The sequence below is a fragment of the Allobosea sp. genome (assembly GCF_017308015.1).
Taxonomy (GTDB): domain Bacteria; phylum Pseudomonadota; class Alphaproteobacteria; order Rhizobiales; family Beijerinckiaceae; genus Allobosea.
Genome location: NZ_JAFKFW010000012.1, coordinates 45,855 through 64,351, shown reverse-complemented (window position 1 = coordinate 64,351; position 18,497 = coordinate 45,855). Strand labels below are relative to the sequence as shown.

13 protein-coding genes are annotated in these 18,497 nt (G+C 65.4%); 4 read left to right on the top strand and 9 right to left on the bottom strand.

Translation table 11 applies throughout. From position 1 onward, the window contains the following. Positions 1-11: 11 nt before the first annotated feature. From J0I42_RS11955 to J0I42_RS11930, 6 genes are all read right to left on the bottom strand, one after another. Positions 12-1,250 (bottom strand): cysteine desulfurase, encoded by a 1,239-nt coding sequence (locus J0I42_RS11955; RefSeq protein ID WP_291655057.1) that lies wholly within the window; start codon positions 1,248-1,250, stop codon positions 12-14. A 4-nt stretch (positions 1,251-1,254) separates the two neighbouring features. Continuing rightward, positions 1,255-1,464, bottom strand: coding sequence for a tautomerase family protein (locus tag J0I42_RS11950; RefSeq protein ID WP_291655056.1), 210 nt, complete (start codon positions 1,462-1,464; stop codon positions 1,255-1,257). Further along, complete coding sequence (gene sufD / locus J0I42_RS11945; RefSeq protein ID WP_291655055.1) at positions 1,464-2,813, bottom strand: Fe-S cluster assembly protein SufD; 1,350 nt, start codon at positions 2,811-2,813, stop codon at positions 1,464-1,466. Before sufD ends, J0I42_RS11950 begins: the two co-directional genes overlap by 1 nt. Further along, positions 2,813-3,565, bottom strand: a complete 753-nt coding sequence (sufC, locus tag J0I42_RS11940) for a Fe-S cluster assembly ATPase SufC (RefSeq protein WP_291655054.1) — start codon at positions 3,563-3,565, stop codon at positions 2,813-2,815. The genes sufD and sufC overlap by 1 nt, the downstream gene beginning before the upstream one ends. Positions 3,566-3,711: 146 nt before the next feature. After that, the gene (sufB, locus tag J0I42_RS11935; protein WP_291655053.1) at positions 3,712-5,184 is read right to left on the bottom strand and encodes a Fe-S cluster assembly protein SufB; all 1,473 of its coding nucleotides are present in this window, start codon (positions 5,182-5,184) and stop codon (positions 3,712-3,714) included. 61 nt (positions 5,185-5,245) lie between these two features. Continuing rightward, a complete protein-coding gene (locus J0I42_RS11930) occupies positions 5,246-6,451 on the bottom strand; it encodes a cysteine desulfurase family protein (RefSeq protein WP_291655118.1) in 1,206 nt (401 codons plus the stop codon). Between the two features lie 290 nt (positions 6,452-6,741). On the opposite strand from J0I42_RS11930, the gene J0I42_RS11925 reads away from it, so the two are divergent. Beyond that, the gene (locus tag J0I42_RS11925; protein WP_257734810.1) at positions 6,742-7,413 is read left to right on the top strand and encodes an alpha/beta hydrolase; all 672 of its coding nucleotides are present in this window, start codon (positions 6,742-6,744) and stop codon (positions 7,411-7,413) included. Positions 7,414-7,559: 146 nt separating this feature from the next. Then, complete coding sequence (tyrS, locus tag J0I42_RS11920; RefSeq protein ID WP_291655052.1) at positions 7,560-8,813, top strand: tyrosine--tRNA ligase; 1,254 nt, start codon at positions 7,560-7,562, stop codon at positions 8,811-8,813. A 163-nt stretch (positions 8,814-8,976) separates the two neighbouring features. On the opposite strand, the gene J0I42_RS11915 is transcribed toward tyrS, so the two are convergent. After that, positions 8,977-12,402 (bottom strand): YhdP family protein, encoded by a 3,426-nt coding sequence (locus tag J0I42_RS11915; RefSeq protein WP_291655051.1) that lies wholly within the window; start codon positions 12,400-12,402, stop codon positions 8,977-8,979. Positions 12,403-12,633: 231 nt separating this feature from the next. On the opposite strand from J0I42_RS11915, the gene J0I42_RS11910 reads away from it, so the two are divergent. Continuing rightward, entirely contained in the window at positions 12,634-13,098 is a 465-nt protein-coding gene (locus J0I42_RS11910; protein ID WP_291655050.1) for a peroxiredoxin, read from the top strand. Positions 13,099-13,202: 104 nt separating this feature from the next. After that, complete coding sequence (locus tag J0I42_RS11905; RefSeq protein ID WP_291655049.1) at positions 13,203-14,513, top strand: M23 family metallopeptidase; 1,311 nt, start codon at positions 13,203-13,205, stop codon at positions 14,511-14,513. A 69-nt stretch (positions 14,514-14,582) separates the two neighbouring features. On the opposite strand, the gene prfB is transcribed toward J0I42_RS11905, so the two are convergent. Then, positions 14,583-15,711, bottom strand: a protein-coding gene (gene prfB, locus J0I42_RS11900; RefSeq protein WP_291655048.1) for a peptide chain release factor 2 whose coding sequence is annotated in 2 segments (ribosomal slippage) — positions 14,583-15,641 and positions 15,643-15,711 — 1,128 coding nt in all. Because the reading frame shifts where the segments join, the coding sequence is not laid out codon by codon here. Positions 15,712-15,891: 180 nt separating this feature from the next. Then, positions 15,892-18,339 (bottom strand): penicillin-binding protein 1A, encoded by a 2,448-nt coding sequence (locus J0I42_RS11895; RefSeq protein ID WP_291655047.1) that lies wholly within the window; start codon positions 18,337-18,339, stop codon positions 15,892-15,894. Between the last annotated feature and the right edge of the window lie 158 nt (positions 18,340-18,497).

Genomic DNA, 18,497 nt, shown 5'->3' with positions numbered 1-18,497 from the left:
TCAAATCCCGGTCAGGCGAACAGGCTCTCGGCCTTCCGCAGGGCATCGACCAGAGCGTCGACTTCTTCGAGCGTGTTGTAGAGCCCGAAGGAGGCGCGGCAGGTCGATGTCACCCCATATCGTGCCAAAAGCGGCATGGCGCAATGGGTGCCGGCCCTGACTGCGACACCGGCGCGGTCGATCACGGTCGCGACGTCATGGGCATGGGCGCCCTTCATCTCGAAAGCGACGATCGCGCCCTTCTCCCGGGCCTTGCCGAAGATGCGGATCGAATTCATCTCGCCGAGCCGCTCCATGGCATAGGCGCCGATCTTGGCCTCGTGCGCCGCGATGTTCTCGCGGCCAAGCGCCATCATGTAATCGAGCGCGGCGCCGAGGCCGACCGCCTCGACGATCGCCGGCGTGCCGGATTCGAAGCGATGCGGCGGGTCGTTATAGGTCACGCTGTCTTCCGAGACGGTGACGATCATCTCGCCGCCACCCTCGTAAGGCGGCAGCTTGTCGAGCCATTCGTTCTTGCCCCAGAGGACGCCGGAGCCGGTCGGCCCATAGGTCTTGTGGCCGGTGAAGGCGTAGAAATCGCAGCCCAGCGCCTGCACGTCGACCGGCAGGTGCACGGCGCCCTGGCTGCCGTCGACCACCAGCGGAATGCCGTAGGAACGGCAGATCGCGGCGACCTCGGCGATCGGGATGATCGTGCCGATCGCATTCGACATCTGGGTCAGCGACACCACCTTGGTGCGCGGCGAGATCAACTTCTCGAATTCATCGACGAGGAAATTGCCGTCCTCGTCGACCGGCGACCATTTGATCACAGCGCCATGGCGCTCGCGCCAGTAGTGCCACGGCACGATGTTGGAATGGTGCTCCAGGATCGAGAGGATGATCTCGTCGCCTTCCTGGATCTGCAGGTGACGCCCAAGCGAGGAAGCCACGGTATTGAGCGCGCCGGTGGAGGAGCGCGTGAACACGATCTCCTCCAGATGCGCCGCGTTCAGGAAGCGGCGCGCGCTTTCGCGAGCCGCCTCATAGGCTTCCGTCGACGCGTTGGCGAGATAGTGCAGGCCGCGATGGACATTGGCGTAGTCCTCCCGCATCAGCCGCGTCATCGCCTCGATCACCGCCTCCGGTTTCTGGGCCGAGGCCGCGTTGTCGAGATAGACCAGCGGCTTGCCATAAACCTCCCTGCTCAGGATCGGAAAATCCTTGCGGATCGCCGAAACATCGTAGGGCTTCGCCAGCGCGTTCATCGGTTCAGGCCTTTCCGGGCGTAGCCGGGGCCTTGTCGGCAACCAGTTCGCCGCCATGGCCCCAATCCTCGCGCTCGATCTCCTGGATCACGATATGGGTGTTGTGCGGGTTCTTGCCGAGCACCTTGACCAGCGTTTCCGTGAATTCCTTCACGATCTGCGCCTTCTGCTGGCGCGACGCGCCCTTGGTGATCTGGAGATTGATATAGGGCATCAGACGGTGCTCACCTCGGAAGCGGCCTCGCGGGCCTTCAGCCACGACTCGACCTCGCCGATCACGAGATCGCGCACATCCTCGTCGGCGATGAACTCGACCGCCTCGCCGGCGAAGGCCTGCAGCACCAGCGCCTCGGCCTGCGGCCGCGGCAAGCCGCGCGCCATCAGGTAGAAGAGCTGCTCGCCGTCGATCTGCGCGACCGTCGCGCCATGACCGCAGACCACGTCATCAGCGAAGATCTCAAGCTCGGGCTTGTTGTACATCGAGGCGCCGTCGTTGAGCAGCAGCGCGTTGCTCTTCATGCCGCCATCTGTCTTCTGCGCATATTTGCGCACGATGACCTTGCCCTGGAAGACGCCGGTGGCCTCGCCGCCTGCGATCGTCTTGAACAGCTCACGGCTGATGCCATGCGGCACCTCATGGTCGACGATCAGCGTGACATCGGAATGCTGCGCCTTGTTGATCAGGTTGACGCCGCGCAGGCCGATTTCGGTGTGCTCGCCGGCATAGCGGACGAAATGCTGCTGGCGCACCGTGCCGGCATTGCAGATCAACGCGAAGGAATCGAACTTCGCATGAGCGCCGACCGTCGCGAGCAGGCTCTGCACCTCGACCGTCGCCGCCTGCTGGCGGGTGACGATGCGGACATGCTGGATCTCGCTCTCGTCGCCGGTCTCGAAGACGATGGCGCCGTTGATCTGCTGAGCAGCCTCGCCAGCCGCCTCGCTGACCTCGACGATCGTGCCCTTCGCGCCCTTCCCGGCCAGCACGACGGAGCGGTGGAACACCGCCCGCTCCTCCCCGCCGGAAGCGAGCGCAACGATCACGATCCGCTGTTCCAGCTCGATGCCGTCGGCGATCTCGACGAAGACGCCGTCGCGCATCAGCGCGGTGTTGAGCGCCAGGCCCATGTCGTCATGGCCGACAGAAGGGCCGGCCAGGATGCGGGTCAGGTCCTCGCGCGGCGACACCAGCGCCTCGGCGAGCGACTGCACCGAGACACCCTCGGGGATCGCGTCGAGCGTCGAGAGTTCCGGCGCGAAGATGCCGTCCACCAGCACGAGGCGCAGGCCATCGAGCTTCAGCGCGGCAAGGCGAGCCTTGACCGCCGTCGTGACGGCAGCGTCGCCGGCAAGCGGGCGCGCCTCGCGCAGCAGCGTGCGCAGGTCGGTATAGCGCCAGGATTCAAGCCGGCGATGCGGCAGGCCCTCGGCCTCGAAACGGGCGAAGGCGTCTTCGCGCAGCTTGCGCACGGCCGGGGCGCCGGGCAGCCCGGCCTTGCCGTCAGCGTATTGCTGGGCGAGTTGCTGTTCGGCCGCCGTCTTCAGCGGGGTGACGATGGCCATTATGCCGCCTCCCCATAGGACGCATAGCCGCTCTTCTCGAGTTCCAGTGCCAGCTCCTTGCCACCGGTCCTCACGATCCGGCCGTTCGACATGACGTGGACGGTGTCCGGCACGATATGGTCGAGCAGGCGCTGATAGTGCGTGATGACAAGGAAGCCGCGGTTCTTGTCGCGGAGCGCATTGACGCCCTCGGCAACGATGCGCAGAGCATCGATGTCGAGGCCGGAATCGGTCTCGTCGAGGATGCACATGGACGGCGAAAGCAGAGCCATCTGAAGGATTTCCATGCGCTTCTTCTCACCACCGGAGAAGCCGACATTGAGCGGGCGGCGCAGCATGTCCTTGGCGATGCCGAGCTTGTCGGCGGCGGCATTGACCTGCTTGATGAAGTCCGGCGTCAGCAGTTCGTCCTGTCCGCGCGCCTTGCGCTGCGCATTCATCGCGGCCTTCAGGAAGGTCATGGTGGCAACGCCCGGGATTTCCAGCGGGTACTGGAAGGCGAGGAAGATGCCGGCGGCGGCGCGGGCATCGGCCTCCATCTCCAGCACGTTCTCGCCGTTGAGCAGGATCTCGCCGTCGAGAACCTCATAGTCCTCCTTGCCGGCGATGACATAGCTCAGCGTCGACTTGCCGGAGCCGTTCGGCCCCATGATGGCGGCGACCTCGCCATCGTTCACGGTGAGGTTGAGGCCATTGAGGATCTGCTTGTCCTCGTCGGCGATCTTGACGACCAGATTGCGAATTTCGAGCATCGTTTCGTTCCTGTGTCATCCCGTGCGCGGTGCAGCGCGAAGCGGTGCGCCGCTGATGCGGGATCGTTTTGTCCAGTGGTTATTCCGATGGCGGTCTCGCACGCGCCGCAGCACCCTGCGCCGCGACGCGTGCGGGAGGACCGCCGTTATCCAACCGAGCCTTCGAGCGAGATCGTGATCAGCTTCTGCGCCTCGACCGCGAATTCCATCGGAAGCTGCTGCAGCACCTCCTTGACGAAGCCGTTGACGATCAGCGCCACCGCCTCTTCCTCGGAAAGGCCGCGCTGCTGGCAATAGAACATCTGGTCCTCGCCGATCTTCGACGTGGTCGCCTCATGCTCGAAGATCGCGGTCGCGGTCTTGGCCTCGATATAGGGGATCGTGTGCGCGCCGCACTGATCGCCGATCAGCAGCGAGTCGCAATTGGTGAAATTGCGCGCGCCCGTCGCCTTGCGATGGGCCGAGACGATGCCGCGATAGGTCGAATCCGATTTCCCGGCCGCGATGCCCTTGGCGATGATCTTCGAGGTCGTGTTCTTGCCGAGATGCAGCATCTTGGTGCCGCTATCGACCTGCTGCATGCCGTTCGACACCGCAATCGAGTAGAACTCGCCGCGCGAGCCGTCGCCACGCAGGATGCAGGACGGATACTTCCATGTGATCGCCGAACCGGTCTCCACCTGCGTCCACGAGATCTTCGAGCGCTTGCCGCGACAGTCGCCGCGCTTGGTCACGAAGTTGTAGATGCCGCCCTTGCCCTCTGCATCGCCGGGGAACCAGTTCTGCACGGTCGAGTACTTGATCTCGGCATCGTCCAGCGCGATCAGCTCGACGACCGCGGCGTGGAGCTGGTTCTCATCGCGCTTGGGCGCCGTGCAGCCTTCGAGATAGCTGACATAGGCGCCTTCCTCGGCGATGATCAACGTGCGCTCGAACTGGCCGGTATTCTGCTCGTTGATACGGAAATAGGTCGACAATTCCATCGGGCAGCGCACGCCCTTGGGGATGTAGACGAAGGAACCATCGGTGAAGACAGCGCTGTTCAGGGTCGCGAAATAGTTGTCCGTCACCGGCACGACCGTCGCGAGGTACTTCTTCACCAGCTCCGGGTGCTCCTGGATCGCCTCGGAGATCGAGCAGAAGATCACGCCGGCCTTGGCGAGCTCTTCCTTGAAGGTCGTGACCACCGAGACGGAATCGAACACGGCATCGACCGCGACGCGGTTCTCCGGCGCCACACCGGCCAGAATCTCCTGCTCGCGCAGCGGGATGCCGAGCTTCTTGTAGGTTTCCAGGATCGCCGGATCGACCTCGTCGAGCGATTTCGGCGAGGCGCCCATCTTCGGCGCGGCGTAGTAGTAGAGGTCCTGATAGTCGATCGGCGGATAGTTCACGCGCGACCAGGTCGGCTCGGTCATGGTCTTCCAGCGGCGGAAGGCGTCGAGACGCCATTCCAGCATCCATTCCGGCTCGTTCTTGCGCGCCGAGATATAGCGGACCGTATCCTCGGTGAGGCCCTTGGCCGGCTTCTCGACTTCCAGCTCCGTGACGAAGCCGTATTTGTACTCGGTCACGTCGATCGACTTGACCTGATCGATGGTCTCCTGGACCGCTGCCATGTCTACTCTCCAGTCGCGGGTTCAAGGGCCCGCCGGTTCAGTCTTCATATTGCGGAACGCTTCAGGCGGCAGCCTTGGCGCTCCGATCGGATTGCGCGGCCACGAGCTTGGCATAGGCCGCAAGAAAGAGATCGATATCAGCCTCGCAGGTGGTCCATCCGAGCGACGCCCGCAAGGCCCCTGCGCTCAAGGCGGGGTCGATTTTCATCGCATCGAGCACATGCGAGCGCTTGACCTTGCCCGAGGAGCAGGCAGAACCGGACGAAAGCGCGGCGCCGGCAAGATCGAGCTTGATCAGAACGGTTTCGGCCTTCAGGCCCGGCGTCGCGAAGGCACTGGTATTGGGCAGACGCGACGCGGCCCGAGCGAAGATCGCCGTCTCTGGCGACAGCGCGGCAAGCCCCGCTTCCAAACGGTCGCGCAAGCTCGAAAGCCGGACAGTTTCGTCGGCCATGAGCTTATCTGAAGCCTCAGCCGCCGCGCCGAAACCAATGATTCCCGGCAGGTTTTCGGTCCCGGCTCGCCAGCCGCGCTCCTGCCCGCCGCCGCGCATCGGCTTGTCGGCCAATTCGAGAGCGCCCGTGCGAAACACGATGGCGCCGATACCCTTCGGCCCGCCGATCTTGTGCGCCGAGAGCGTCAGCACATCAGCGCCGAGCGCGGCGATATCGATGACGACCTTGCCGGCCGCCTGCACGGCGTCGCTATGCAGCAGGCCGTCATGACGATGCACGATCGTGGCCGCCTCGGCGATCGGCTGGATGACGCCGGTTTCGTTATTGGCGAGATGAATCGAGACGAGCGCGCGAGCGCCGGGGTTGTCGGCGACGAAGCGCGCCAGCCGCTCATCGAGCCAGACGAGGTCGACGAGGCCATTGCCGTCGACCGGGATCGCCTCGACGGCGCCAACCGGGAAACGATGACCGTCGCGCACGCAGGCATGCTCTGTCGCGCTGTGAAGCAGCAATGTCGCGGGCGTCCGCACGCAGTCGCGGCCGCCATCGCAATCCATCAAGCCGGGCGAGAGCACGGCGACATTCGCCTCCGTGCCGCCGCTGGTGAAGACGACGTTCGAGGCCTTGGCGCCGACGAGTCGGGCGACCTGCTCGCGCGCCCGCTCCATCGCAGCGCGCGCTGCGCGCCCTTCGCCATGAACGGAGGACGGATTGCCAGGCAGCGTCAGCGCATGCGCGACCGCTTCCAACGCCTCCGGCCGCACCGGGGTCGTGGCATTGTGGTCGAGATAGGCGCGTCCCGCCGTCACGATCCTGCCTGCTCCATCCTCGTCATTGCCGCACCTCGATACGAAATGCTTGAAATCGCACCTGTCCGCCGTGCTATAGCCGCCCATCCGAACCGGCCGGAACGGTCGAAACGCGGTTCGCCTGAGCGATCCACCGTTTTGTTCTCGACTTGTTCACGGCTGTTAGAACTATTCTAAGCGCTCTTCATCTAGGGCGCGCATGGTGGCGCCGTCAAGGGTGGCCGGGTTTCGAGCAGGCATGCGCCCGCTTTCTGCCCGTCCCTGCCGGCACTGCCGCAAGAAGCGGTGAGACGATGCCAGAGGTTATCTTCAACGGGCCTGCAGGCCGGATCGAAGGTCGTTACCAGCCCGCCAAGAAGCGGGGTGCGCCGCTCGCGATCATCCTGCACCCGCACCCGCAATTCGGCGGGACGATGAACAACCAGATCGTCTACAACCTTTTCTACACGTTCGTGAACCGCGGCTTCTCGGCGCTGCGCTTCAATTTCCGCGGCGTCGGCCGCAGCCAGGGCCATTTCGACCATGGCGCCGGCGAGCTTTCGGATGCCGCTGCCGCGCTCGACTGGATGCAGGCGCTCAACCCCGAGGCCAAGAGCTGCTGGATCTCCGGCGTCTCCTTCGGTGCCTGGATCGGCATGCAGCTCCTGATGCGCCGCCCCGAGATCGAGGGCTTCCTCTCGATCGCGGCGATGGCCAACCGCTACGACTTCTCCTTCCTGGCGCCCTGCCCGTCCTCCGGCCTGTTCGTGCATGGCTCCGAGGATCGCGTCGCCCCGGTCAAGGAGGTGATGGCGGTGATCGAGAAGGTGAAGACCCAGAAGGGCATCCAGATCGAGCACGCCGTCGTCGAGGGCGCCAACCACTTCTTCGACGGCCGCGTCGAGCAGTTGATGGAGCAGGTCGGCGTCTATCTCGACCGCAAGGTCGGACCCGAGATCCTCAAGACCGAGCAGGAACAGGCCTGAGCTTTCCAGCAGTACAACTTCCACTGTCATGCTCGCCCTTGTGGCGAGCATCCACGCCCTGAACACCACCTTCGGCCCGCAAGGACGTGGATGGTCGGAACAAGCCCGACCATGACGAGAAGACCGCAAACCTATTGAGCCTCGCCATGACCACCTACAAGTCCGATTTCCTGCGCGTGCTCGACGAGCGCGGCCTCATCCATCAGGTCTCCGATGCGGAGGGCCTCGACGCTCTGTGCCGGCAGGGAACCCAGACGGCCTATGTCGGCTATGACGCGACCGCGACCTCGATCCATATCGGCAACCTGATCTCGTTGACGATGCTCTACTGGTTCCAGGAGACCGGTCACCGCCCGATCACGCTGATGGGCGGCGGCACCTCGATGGTCGGCGACCCCTCCTTCCGTGACGACCAGCGCAAGCTGCTGACCGTCGAGGAGATCGCCACCAATATCGAGAGCATCAAGCGCGTCTTCGGCCGCATCCTGCGCTATGGCGACGGGCCGACCGACGCGATGATGGCCAACAATGCCGACTGGCTGCTGAAGCTGAACTATGTCGAGTTCCTGCGCGATGTCGGCCGGCATTTCTCGGTCAACCGCATGCTCTCCTTCGATTCGGTGAAGCTCAGGCTCGACCGCGAGCAGTCGCTGTCCTTCCTTGAGTTCAACTACATGATCATGCAGGGCTACGACTTCACGGAGCTCAACCGGCGCTATGGCTGCCGCCTGCAGATGGGCGGCTCCGACCAGTGGGGCAACATCATCAACGGCGTCGATCTCTCGCACCGGATGGGCGGCCCGCAGCTCTACTGCCTGACGACACCTCTGCTGACGACCTCCTCCGGCGCCAAGATGGGCAAGACCGCCAACGGCGCGGTCTGGCTCAATGCCGACGTCTTCAGCCCCTATGATTTCTGGCAGTATTTCCGTAACACCGAGGACGCCGATGTCGGCCGCTTCCTCAAGGTGTTCACGCGCCTGCCGCTGGATGAGATCGCTCGGCTCGCCGCACTCGGTGGTGCCGAGTTGAACGAGGCGAAGAAGATTCTCGCTACCGAGATCACCGCGATCGTCCATGGTCGCGAGGCGGCCGACGCCGCCGCCGAGACGGCGCGCAAGACCTTCGAGGAAGGCGGCCTTGCCGCCGACCTGCCGAGCGTCGCGATCGCGCGGGCCGAGATCGAGCCCGGCATCGGCGTGCTCACCGCCTTCGTCAAGGCGGGGTTGGTGCCCTCGACCGGCGAGGCGCGTCGTCAGGTCAAGGCGGGGGGCCTGCGCGTCAACGACGTCGTCGTGGCGGACGAGCGCGCCACGCTCGGCCTCGGCGACCTCACCTCGGAAGGCGTGATCAAGCTCTCCTTCGGCAAGAAGAAGCACATCCTGCTGCGCCCGGAATAAGAGCGCGCTACGCTCCGGCCAGGTGTCATTACGCACGCGCTGCGGCACGACGTGCTGCTGCGCAGATGCGAGACCGTTCTCTGGAAAGGGCGCCTTCTCGTCACGCGGCCCCGTGTCTGCGACGCACCGCTACGCGCTGCACCGCGCACGGAACAACAAGCGATCAGCGCGGCTGCATTTGCCGCGGCCGCTGCGCCGGCGCGCCGCCGAGCGGGTCGACGAAGCGACGCAGGATGCCGGGAGCCAATGCGGAGAGCGGGTTGATCGACATGGTCGGTGCGCTGGCGGCGCCCGAGATACGAAAATTCACCGCGAAGAGCCCGCCATACTGGCTGCCGCCGCCCAGCAGCGCGCCGAAGACCGGAACCTGCGCGAAGGCATTGTTGAAGGCGTAGCCCGGCACGAAGGTCCCGCCGATATCGACGCGATCGCGGCCATAATCGACATGCCCCTGCAGGGTGAAACCAACCTGCTGGCCCCAGATCACCATGTCGGAGACATCAAGCCGGCTGGCGGAGCGCGTGAACTCCGCCTTGAGCTTGGTGAAGGCGACCTCGCTGACATCGATGCGCGGCTCGGCCGCACCATCACCTGTGAAGGCGCTCGCCGGCTGCGAACTGACCACGCGGCGTAGCGCAGGTTCGTCGCGGACCAGAAAATTGCGGAACAGCAAATCGCCGCTCAGGTTCTCGCCCGGCCCCATCGTCAGCACAAGATCGCCGCCATAGGCCTTGTTGTAGAGGTCGAGGAAGCGCAGCAGCGAGCCGCCATTCTCCGACTGGACGATGAGTTGTCCGCCCTCCTGGCGGGCCTGCCTGGCCGAGACATCGGCCTTGCCGATCCGGCCCTGGAAGTGAGCTGAACGGATTTCACCGCCGCGTTTTGCGAATTTCAGCGTGCCGCTGGTGATCGCCTCGTTGTTGAAGCCGGTCAGGATCGGCACGTCGAGATCGACGTCGTAATCGCCGCCCCTGGCGCCGGACTTGTCGCCTTTGCCCGATGTTCCGGGGTTTTGCAGATCCTTGATGAAGGGGCGCAGATCCGCGACGGCCCCGCGCACCGCCAGCTTGACGACGCTGCCGTCCCGCTTCGCATCGACCTTCAGATTATCGCCGGGCGAGAGACGAAACTGCGAGAAGCTCGCACTGTCCAGCCCGTTCTGCTTGTTCAGCTCGATCCGCCCTTTGATCAGGGCCGCACCGGCCTCGAACGAAAAGTCATCGAGATCGGGACCATCCGGATCCGCCACATACGTAAAGCTGATCTTGCCCGGCCGCCCGGACGGCTTGTTCAGGCCGGGCACCACGCCGTCGAGGGCGACCTTGGCGAGATCGATCTCGACGCGGGGCGGTTGCTCCGCGCCCTTGCCGAGCGGCTTGACCACCCTCACCGGCAATGTCCCTGATATCCCTGAATCGGCTCCGAAGCCGCGCCGCTGCCTCGCAGCCGCATCGAGTGCGAGCTGCAGGGTCGCCTCACCCTGGCCCTTGCCATTCTGCTTGAGCTCGACCTGCGCCTTGTCGCCGCCAACCCGCGCATCGCCGCGCAACGACAGCCCCTTTCCATCGACATTGACGGCGAAGCTGCCCGCTTCGAGCTTCTCAGTGCCCAGAAGCGTATCGGAGGCGACATTCGCGAGCGTGCCGTTACCGGTGACAGTGACCTCGTCCGGCTTCAGGTCGTCGGCGAGCGGGAGGGTGATGCCGACCTTCAGGTCGCTCGTGCCCTTGATCGCAGCCGGATCGATCTTGCCGGGGGTGAAATCCTTCAACGCCGGGAAAGCGAACAGCGCCGTCAGCGCATCCATCGAGCCGAGCGAGCGGAAGGCGATCCGGGCTTGTGCGCGGTGCCGATGGTAGTCGGGCATGGCGAAGCTGCCGTCGCTCAGCTGGAGCTGGCGGCCGCCGCCGAGCTCGGCCGTGGCCTTGCCGATGGCGAGTTGGACCGTGCTCCCGCCGACGCGCCCGGTCACGGTGGCGTCGGTCAGGGGCGGCAGGCCGGGATCGGGCAGATAGCGGACGCCGTCGGCATCGATCATCACCGAAAGCGAGGTATCCGGCATACCTTCGCCCTTGACCAGACGGGCATGATCCTCCGGCGCGAGGTCGAGATCGACCGAGAGCGCCTTGAGGCGCCCGGCAGCGAGTTGGCGCCGCAGCGTGCCGTGGACCTCGGGCGAGGTGAAACCCGGCCAGATCGCGAGAAGCGAGCGGGCATCGGAGTTGCTGGCCTTGACCGCGAAGCGCTGCAACGGCGAGCCGTTCACGCGTTGAACCAGCGCCGTCATGTCGACGGAGGCCAGCGGCCCGCGCAGGGACATCGAATCGACGGCTACGGCATTGTTGGCCGGGTCGAGCCTGATTTCGGCCTTCAGGCTGTCGATCTGGACCGGCGGGTCGGCGTCGACCCCGGCGAGTTGGCCCTTGGCATTGAGCGCGATGCGCCAGCCGCCATTATCCTCGCGCAGAGAGCCTGTCGCCGAGAACTGCGTCGCCCCGGCCTTGATCTCGCTGCGGGTAATATTGAGCTCGGAGAGGTCGGCCCCGCTCGCCAGTTCGAGCTCGGCCGAATCCACTGCGAAGGACGAGACCGGGCTTTCCGGGAAACGCAGCGTGCCGGAGCGCACGCCGATCCGGGCAGTGATGGATTTCTTGCCGTCCGGGGACTGCCTCAGGGTCGCGCGTCCCTGCATCGGCAGGCCTTCGACGAGAACGCCGGCAGTCCCGAAGGCGAGCGCGACGGCCTCCGCCGGCTCGAAGCGCTGGATATCGATATCGGCGCGCTGCGTGCCGTCGGCCTCGGTCGAAAGATCGGCCGTCAACTCCTTCCAGCGCTGGCCGGTCCGCCCCTTCATCGTCATCCGCGTGCCGCGTTCGGCGATGCGGGTGAGCCTGATCTCGACATCTTCCAGCCCGGCCTTCTGGCGCCCGTCCGGATCGACGAGGGACAACCGCGCGCCATTTATGCCCGCCTCCTCGAGCGCACCGAGAAGACCGTCGCCGCGGGCCAGCGTCGAGATTGCGCCCATGATGCCGGTGAAGGCATTCCATTGCGCGGCATCGGGCACGGTCGGCTGCGGCGGCGCCTCAACCGGGGCCGAATCGGCATTGACCACCAGCGCACCGTCCTTGGTCACGCCGAGCCTGACATTCACGCCGCGCAGATCAACAGAGACAAGCCGGATATCGCCGGTGAGCAGCGCCAGCGGCGCATAGCCGAGGACGGCCTCAGGTGCCCTGATAACGGCGCCGCTGACGTGCTGGAACAAGACCTGCCGCACGCGGAGCTGGGAACGTCCGTCGATGCGACCGAGCTCGGCCGAAGCGGCAGTGACCTTCCAGTCGGGCCCGAGCCGCTCCTCGATGGCCGCGGTGATGCGCCCTTCGAAACCCGACAGCGGAACGATGCCGGTGGCCAGAAGCGTCGCTGCCGCGCCGGCCAGCACCACCAGGGCGACGGTGACGGCGACGCAGATCATCGCAAGTCCCGCCTTGGCCCGCCGCTTGACGGTCGCGACGTCGCAGGCTTCGCTCGTGGGCGATGCATCTCCCGGCCCGGCAACAGCAGCCTTTGCTTCGTGGTCCGACAAAATCCCCTTGGTCCTCTTCGGCGCCTGCGCCGGTTCGCGTCAGGGTGCGGTCGATCGCCCCTTGCCGCAATCCCGGAAGGCGGCATGCATGTCGATGCGGTCAGACGAAGCGATTCGGCAATCCGGAAACGGAGAGGTCCGGCGTTTCCTCGGTCCTTGCCGTGAGCCGGCTCGCCGTGCCGGATCACGGGCTCCATGCAGCGAGAAGGCGACGAAAGGAAGGCAGTAGCCATGTCTTTGCAGGAAGGCGATCCCGCACCGGATTTTACCCTGCCCCGCGACGGCGAGGGCGAGATCAGCCTGAGCGCACTGCGTGGCCGCAAGGTCGTGCTTTACGCCTATCCCAAGGACAATACCCCGGCCTGCACGGAGGAGGCGATCGCCTTCAACCGCCTGCGTCGGGAATTTGCGGCCTGCGGCACCGAGATCATCGGCGTTTCGCCCGATTCCGCGAAGAAACACGTCAATTTCAAGCGAAAATACGAGCTCGATTTCCCGCTTCTCGCCGATGAGACGCAGGCTCTGGCTAACGCCTACGGCATCTGGGTGGAGAAGAGTCTCTATGGCCGCAAGTATATGGGGATCGAGCGCTCGACTTTTCTGATCGATACCGAAGGCCGCCTCGCCCGCATCTGGCGCAAGGTGAAGGTCGCCGGCCATGCCGAGGAAGTCCTTGCGGCGGCGCAGACGCTTTGAGGTCTGGCAGCGGTCGAGAAGCGTTGCACGGGCCGGGGTTTGCGAAAGATTAACCCTAACGATGTCTGATGGCGGTATCGGCAGCGTGATTTCCGGTCCTGCGTATGCATCATCAGTCTCAGACAGCCCCCGCCCTTTCGACCGTCGGCCTGGTCTCCCACAAGACCTATACGGTGCGCCGCTCCACCATGCTGGCGGGGCTGGCCTGGTTGGCCCTGAGCACGGCCTGCAGCGGCGGCGCCGGCTGGTACATCCTCAGCCGCGACGACCTCGCCGCTCGGATGATCGCCCGCGAGACCTCGCGTCAATATGCCTATGAGGATCGGATCTCCGCTCTGCGGGCCGATATAGACCGCTATGCCAGCCGTGCGCTGCTTGACCAGGACGGCGTCGAATCGCGCGTCGACGAGCTCGCCAGCCGGCAGGCGGAACTCGAATCGCGTCAGTCGCTGGTCGCCGCCCTCACCGATTCGTTGCAGTCCAGCGGCCTGATCCCGGCCGCGAAACTGCCGCTGCGCTCTCAGGTCATCAAGCCGGGCGAGCCGATCCGCGCCTCCGGCGTGACCAGCTTCGCCCCGATCCTGCCGAACAAGCCGACGCCGGCGCCCGACATGCCCTCGCTGCGCGGAGCCGATGGCGGCGCGGCCGAAGGCTGGCAATCCGGCGAAACGCCGCCCACCCCTCCCGCCAAGCGCGTCGATGCCGCGCTGACCAGGCTCGACGGCGCGATGGCAAGGACCTCGAACGCCCAGCTCTCGGCCCTGAAGGACATGGACGAGCGCGTCGCAGCCGCCCAGAAGCGCCTGCGCAGCGCGCTGGCCGAAACCGGTCTCGATCCCGAGCGTCTTGCCGCTCCGGCCTCCGCGGCCGGCGGCGTGGGTGGCCCGTTCGTGCCGGTCAAGATCGACCCGTCGGAAGGCCCCTTCGCGGCAACCCTCAACGCCCTGCAGCCGCGCCTGGCGGCGGTCATGCGCCTGCGCGGCGTGATCGAGCAATTGCCCCTGGCCCGGCCGATGGCCGGCGACCACGACTTCACCTCGAATTATGGCTACCGCACCGATCCGTTCACGCGCGGCCTGGCGATGCATACCGGCGTCGATTTCAGGGCCGAAACCGGCTCCTCGATCATGGCGACCGCGCCGGGCAAGGTCGTGGTTGCCGAGTACAACGGCGGTTACGGCAATATGGTCGAGATCGAGCATGCCAATGGACTGACCACCCGCTACGCGCACATGTCGGCGATCTCGGTCACGACCGGGCAGACGGTCAAGGCCGGGGCGGTGGTCGGCCGGGTCGGCTCCACCGGCCGTTCGACCGGCCCGCATCTGCACTACGAAACCCGCATCAACGATGAGCCGGTCGATCCGACCCGCTTCCTGCGCGCCGGTGGCAAGCTGCTCGCAAACGCGCTCTGAGTCCCCCGCCCAAAACGAGGAAAGCCGCGCTTCGGCGCGGCTTTCCTTTATTCGACGTAAGGACCGGGGCTAGTCGATGTCCTCGACCTCGACTGCCGTGCCATAGACGCGCTGGGCCAGCGACGCTTCCATGAAGCCGTCGAGATCGCCATCGAGCACCTCGGAAGGGTCGGTCGAACTGACGCCCGTGCGCAGGTCCTTCACCAGCTGGTAGGGCTGCAGCACATAGGAGCGGATCTGGTGGCCCCAGCCGTTATCGGTCTTGGAGGCCTGCTCGGCATTGGCCTTGTCCTCGCGCTTCTTCAGCTCCACCTCGTAGAGGCGGGCGCGCAGCATGTCCCAAGCCTTGGCCCGGTTCTTGTGCTGTGAGCGCTCCTGCTGGCAGGCCACCGCGATGCCGGTCGGGATATGCGTGATACGCACCGCCGAATCGGTCGTGTTGACGTGCTGGCCACCAGCCCCGGACGAACGGTAGGTGTCGATCCGGCATTCCGATTCCTTGATGTCGATCTGGATCCGGTCATCGACGACCGGATAGACCCAGACCGACGCGAACGAGGTCTGCCGCCGGGCATTGGAGTCGAAGGGCGAGATGCGCACCAGCCTGTGCACGCCGGACTCCGTCTTCAACCAGCCATACGCATTGTGGCCCTTGAACTGCAGCGTCGCCGACTTGATGCCGGCCGTATCGCCGTCCTGGTAATCGAGCGTCTCGACCTTGAATTTTCGCCGTTCGCCCCAGCGCCGATACATGCGCAGCAGCATCTCGGCCCAGTCCTGGCTCTCGGTGCCCCCCGCGCCGGGGTGGATCTCGATATAGGTGTCGAGCATGTCGGCCTCGCCGGAGAGCAAGGTCTCGACCTGAAGGCGCGCCGCCTCGTCCTGGACGGCCTTGATCGCCAGCTCGCCCTCGGTGACGGTGGCGTCGTCACTCTCCATCTCGCCGAGTTCGATCAGCGTCAGCGAATCGTCGAGATCGCGCTCGAGCTTGATGATGCCTTCGATCTGGGTTTCCAGCGAGGTGCGCTCGCGCATCAGCTTCTGCGCGGCTTCGGCATCGTTCCAGAAGTCGGGTCCCTCGGAGAGGGCGTTGAGTTCCGCTAGGCGGCGCTGGGCTTGATCCCAGTCAAAGATGCCTCCTCAGCAGTCCGATCGACTGCTTGGCGTTATCGAGCTGCGTCTGAATTTCGGGGCGCATGATTCCGTCTGGACGTCCTTGTGGGCTTGAACTTGAGCGCTGAGATAGGGGCGAAAGCCGCGACTGTAAACGCCTGAGGCAAGATGGGCGCTTCGCATCGCGACAGTGATGGCGGCCTTTTGCCGAAAAGAGAACGCCCGGAGATGGCCTCCGGGCGTCGAAGAACGATTTATCGTCAGGTCAGTAGAGACCGCCGGTCCCGGAGCCGACGGCGCGGCCGCCACCCGGGCCAACGCCGAGCGGTGCGCTGCCGTCGCCGGCGGCGCCGATCACCGAATAGCTGTCCGGCGGCGCCGTGCCCGGCTTGAAGGCTTCGAGGATGCCACCCTCGCCGCCGGCGCGCATGCCCGTACGGGGATCGACGCGGATCAGCTTGATGCCGGCAGGGACACGGAACGGCGTCGCCGGCTTCTCCTTCAGCGCGACGCTCATGAAGTCGCGGAAGATCGGCGCGGCGTACTGGCCCGCAGTCGCCGAGGTGCCGAGCGATTTCGGCTTGTCGAAACCCATATAGACGCCGACGGCGAGGTCCGGCGAGAAGCCGACGAACCAGACGTCCTTGGCATCGTTGGTCGTGCCTGTCTTGCCGGCGAGCGGCTTGCCCACGGACTTGACCACCGTCGCCGTGCCGGCATTGACCACGCCTTCGAGGATCGAGACCATCTGGTAGGCGGTCAGCGGGTCGAGCACCTGCTCGCGGTTGTCGATCAGGCGCGGCTCCGGCTGGTTCGCCCATTTCTCGGCGTTGCAGCCTTCGCAGACGCGCTGGTCGTGCCGGAAGATCGTCGAACCCGAACGATCCTGGATGCGGTCGATCAGGGTCGGCCGGATACGCTTGCCGCCATTGACCAGCATGGAATAGGCCGCGGTCATCCGCATTACGGTCGTTTCGCCGGCGCCGAGAGACATCGACAGCACCGGCTGCAGGTCGTCATAGATACCGAAGCGCCGGGAATACTCGGCGATCAGCGGCATGCCGACATCCTTGGCCAGCCGTACCGTCATCAGGTTCTTCGAGAACTGGATGCCGTAGCGCAGCGTGCGCGGCCCGGTCGACTTGCCGTCGTAGTTCTCCGGCCGCCACATGCCGAGCCCTGGCCCCTGGTCGACCTCGATCGGCGCGTCGAGAATGATGCTGGACGGGGTGTAGCCGTTGTCCAGCGCGGTCGCGTAGACGAAAGGCTTGAACGAGGAGCCCGGCTGGCGCAGCGCCTGCGTCGCGCGGTTGAACTCGGACTGATCGTGGCTGAAGCCGCCGACCATGGCGAGCACGCGGCCCGAGAACGGGTCCATCGCGACGATGGCGCCATTGACCTCCGGCAATTGCCGCAGGCGCGCGAAGCCCGGCCGGCTGTCCATCGGCTCGACATAGACGATATCGCCGACCGAGACGGCCTGCGAGACGCGGGCGCGGCGGGTCCATTTGATGCCGTCGGCCGCGAGCGTCAGAATCTGGCGCTCCTTGTTGAGATGGCCGGCATTGTCGCGCAGCGGATGCAGGCCGAGCCTGGCGCTGTCGCCGTTGACCTCAAGCACGACGGCCAGCCGCCACGGCGCGACGTCGCCGAGCACCGGGAGTTCGCCGACGACGGCGCCCCATTCCTTGCCGCCGAGATCGATCTTCTGGATGGCGCCGCGCCAGCCGCGCGCCTCGTCGAAGCGCACCAGACCGTCGACCAGCGCCTTGCGCGCCATCAACTGCGTCTTGGGGTCGACTGTGGCGCGGACCGAGAGGCCGCCTTCGAGAAGCTTCTTCTCGCCATAGCGGTCCTGCAGCTCGCGCCGGATCTCCTCGGCGAAATAGCCGGCGGCGATCTGGTTCGGCGAGACCGTGCGCGGATTGACGCCGAGCGGCTGCTTCTTGGCGTCCTCGCCGGCCTCGCGCTTGACGTAACCATTCTCGACCATGCGGTCGATCACGTAGTTGCGACGCTCGATCGCACGGTCGCGGTTGCGGAACGGGTGGAGATCGGAGGGAGCCTTCGGCAGGGCGGCGAGATAGGCGGCCTCCTGCAGATTGAGCTCATGCACCGACTTGCCGAAATAGTTCAGCGCCGCCGCGGCGATGCCGTAGCTGCCCTGCCCCGGTGCCGGCGCGCCGAGATAGATCTCGTTCAGATAGAGTTCGAGAATCTTGTCCTTGGAGTAGGTCGATTCGAGCTTCAGCGCGACGAGCGCCTCGCGAATCTTGCGCTCGATCGACTGCTCGGGGCTCAGGAAGAAGTTCTTCGCGACCTGCTGGGTGATGGTCGAGGCGCCTTGCGGCCGGCGATTGGCGCCACGATTGCGGAAATTGGAGATTGCAGCGCGGACCAGGCCTTCCGGATCGACGCCGACATGCTTGTAGAAATTCTTGTCTTCGGCCGAGAGATAGGCGTCGACCACGAGTTTCGGCACGGCCTGAATCGGCAGGTAAAGTCGCCGCTCGCGCGCATATTCGGCGATCAGACTGCCATCGCCCGCATGGACGCGCGTCATCACCGGCGGCTCGTAGTTCCGGAGCTGGGCGTAATCCGGCAGGTCACGCGAATAGTGCCAGATCAATCCGCCTGCGATGGCGGCGCCGATGACGAAAGCGATCGCGCCGGCGGCGAACAACCATCCGAAGATTCGCAGAATGAACCGCATCTCAGGCCCTGGATCCCGTAACTGCCATCGGCTGGCGCCAAATCAGGGCGCTTCGCAAAACATAGCTATAACATGACGGAGATGGCGGAACCGTGGCCTGTCGACCACATTCCGCATCATCCGGCCACCCTTTGCGCTACCCATAGGCATGCGCCGAC

Bases quoted from the DNA above. Each gene is read 5' to 3' on its own strand.
- J0I42_RS11955 (WP_291655057.1), bottom strand. From the start codon at position 1,250: ATGAACGCGCTGGCGAAGCCCTACGATGTTTCGGCGATCCGCAAGGAT.
- J0I42_RS11950 (WP_291655056.1), bottom strand. From the start codon at position 1,464: ATGCCCTATATCAATCTCCAGATCACCAAGGGCGCGTCGCGCCAGCAG.
- sufD (WP_291655055.1), bottom strand. From the start codon at position 2,813: ATGGCCATCGTCACCCCGCTGAAGACGGCGGCCGAACAGCAACTCGCC.
- sufC (WP_291655054.1), bottom strand. From the start codon at position 3,565: ATGCTCGAAATTCGCAATCTGGTCGTCAAGATCGCCGACGAGGACAAG.
- sufB (WP_291655053.1), bottom strand. From the start codon at position 5,184: ATGGCAGCGGTCCAGGAGACCATCGATCAGGTCAAGTCGATCGACGTG.
- J0I42_RS11925 (WP_257734810.1), top strand. From the start codon at position 6,742: ATGCCAGAGGTTATCTTCAACGGGCCTGCAGGCCGGATCGAAGGTCGT.
- tyrS (WP_291655052.1), top strand. From the start codon at position 7,560: ATGACCACCTACAAGTCCGATTTCCTGCGCGTGCTCGACGAGCGCGGC.
- J0I42_RS11910 (WP_291655050.1), top strand. From the start codon at position 12,634: ATGTCTTTGCAGGAAGGCGATCCCGCACCGGATTTTACCCTGCCCCGC.
- J0I42_RS11905 (WP_291655049.1), top strand. From the start codon at position 13,203: ATGCATCATCAGTCTCAGACAGCCCCCGCCCTTTCGACCGTCGGCCTG.
- J0I42_RS11895 (WP_291655047.1), bottom strand. From the start codon at position 18,339: ATGCGGTTCATTCTGCGAATCTTCGGATGGTTGTTCGCCGCCGGCGCG.